Consider the following 2,087-nt stretch of genomic DNA (forward strand, 5'->3'; position numbering starts at 1 on the left):
TACACCGGCAGAAGCCGCGGTGCTGCTGCGCGTCCCGGAGTCCTGGTTACGCCGCCGCGCCGGCCGCCGCCAAATCCCGCGCACCTTCCTCGGCAAGCACCTGCGCTTCTCCGCCGACGACCTCACCGCGATCATCGCGGCCGCATCACAACCCGCCGCCGCCCGTCGACGCACCCCTCGGCCACCGCATCGCACCGGCGACTTGCCACCGCCGGGAAGTCACGCGTCCATCACCACCACACCGAACCCGTACCCGAACTGATCGGAGCAACCCCATGGCCTGGGTGGAAAAACGCGGTACCCGATTCCGCGTACGCCTGCGCATGCCCGACGGCACCGTCACTACCGACTCATCCCACGACCTCCGCGCCGATGCCGTCATCCGCGCCAAAGAGATCGACGTCGAGACCGCCCGTGACACCTTTATCGACCCCCGCGGCGGACGAATCACCCTCGCGGACTGGGTCCCGATCTGGGAAACGACCCACCAAGCTGGCCCCGCCACCTGGGCCGCCTACCGCAGTCATCTCCGGCTGCACATCCTGCCCGCCCTCGGCCCGCTCCCGCTGGTCGACATCCGCCGCCAACACGTCAAGACCCTCGCCGTCGCCTTGGGTAAACGCCTGTCACCCCGATCCGTCGCCGACGTGATCATGGTTCTGTCGATGGTCCTGCAAGAGGCCGTCGAAGACCGACGCATCCCCTTCAACCCCTGCCGGGGAGTCCGCATCCCCAAGGGCATCCGCGCTGAGCGACCGCATGCCACCGCCGAGCAGGTCGCCGCGATCGTCGCCCGCCAAGCCCGCACCAGCGACGGACTGCTCATCCTCACCGCCGCCTACACCGGCATGCGATGGGGAGAACTCACCGGCCTCACCCGCGACAACCTCGACCTCACCAACGGCAGCATCCACGTACACCCCGACGTTGGCGCGCTACACGAGGTCGAAGGCAAGCTGTTCCTCGGCCCACCCAAGACCAACGACTCCGTCCGACACATCCGGCTGCCCCGCTTCCTGACCAACCTTCTCGCCGTCCACCTAACTGAACAACCCCACGACATCGTGTTTCCCGGCGCCCGCGGTCACCACCAGCGACGCTCCAACTTCAACCGCCGCGCCTGGACCCCCGCCGTCGCCGGCAACCCCCACCGGGGCACTCCACCGGTCCTGCCCGGAATGCACTTTCACGACTTACGCCACACCCACAAGACTTGGCTCATCGAGGACGGCATCCCCGAGATCACCCAAGCCCGCCGCCTCGGCCACCACCTCGCCGGCGTGCGCGGCATCTACAGCCACGTCACTGAACCGATGATCACCAACGTCGTCGATGCCCTTCAACGCCGGTGGGAAACCACTCAGCCGGACCGTAGCGTCGACATCGTCCGACGACTGCGCGCCGTCGCCTAACAGCAGGGGAGGAGGAGTCATGCTCCAGGCCTTCGTCGCAGAACCACCGTGCGCGGTGTGTGAGCGACCGGCAGCACACATCGAACTCATCGCCCCCGGTACCCGGCCGGCGGACTGGCAGCGCTGGTCACGGGCGCAGCGCGACGCCTACAACGCTGCCCGACAGCATCACGACGACCAGCAGTGGTGGCTGCTGTTCTCCGGGATCGAGGCGGGCAACGGATCTGGCCGGCCGGTGGACCTGGCAGAGGCGCAACGGATTGCCGGCGCCTTCGCTCAGCCGTACCGGTACGCGGCCGTAGCCTCCGCCGGCTTCTACGACGACGCCGGATTCTGCGGCCAGTGCGACGTCCCGTACTGCTACCACCATTGGAACGTCTCCACCACCGGCTATGGACAATGCCCTCAAGGCCACGGTAAGAGCCTCGATCCACACTGGTGGCCCGACGATCTCTTGGGGCACTAAATTCACAGTCCGGCTGCGGGCCGCGTCGGCTCAGGAAGACGATCCGCGATAACGCTCAATAGGTTCCGCACCCGCGCTGGGTGCCGAAGATGGTCGTCTGCCAGCGCCGCGTGTTCGTGTCGCGAGCACCGGCGCCGACCGTCAGCCGGTTGATGCGTTCACGGCGGTGCCGCAGCACAGTGTCAGCCAGTCCGGCGTGCAGCTGCGAG

General features: G+C 67.7%; 3 protein-coding genes. All 3 read left to right on the forward strand.

Annotated features, from left to right (window positions below; translation table 11 throughout):
* Window positions 1–262 (forward strand): helix-turn-helix domain-containing protein (locus ABZ749_RS34370; RefSeq protein WP_357235396.1); only part of this gene is annotated, 262 nt, incomplete at its 5' end.
* A 13-nt stretch (window positions 263–275) separates the two neighbouring features.
* Window positions 276–1,412, forward strand: a complete 1,137-nt coding sequence (locus ABZ749_RS34375; protein ID WP_357235398.1) for a tyrosine-type recombinase/integrase — start codon at window positions 276–278, stop codon at window positions 1,410–1,412.
* Between the two features lie 19 nt (window positions 1,413–1,431).
* A complete protein-coding gene (locus ABZ749_RS34380) occupies window positions 1,432–1,878 on the forward strand; it encodes a hypothetical protein (RefSeq protein ID WP_357235401.1) in 447 nt (148 codons plus the stop codon).
* Window positions 1,879–2,087 lie beyond the last annotated feature (209 nt).

The organism is Micromonospora sp. NPDC047753 (assembly GCF_040642735.1).
GTDB lineage: Bacteria > Actinomycetota > Actinomycetes > Mycobacteriales > Micromonosporaceae > Micromonospora.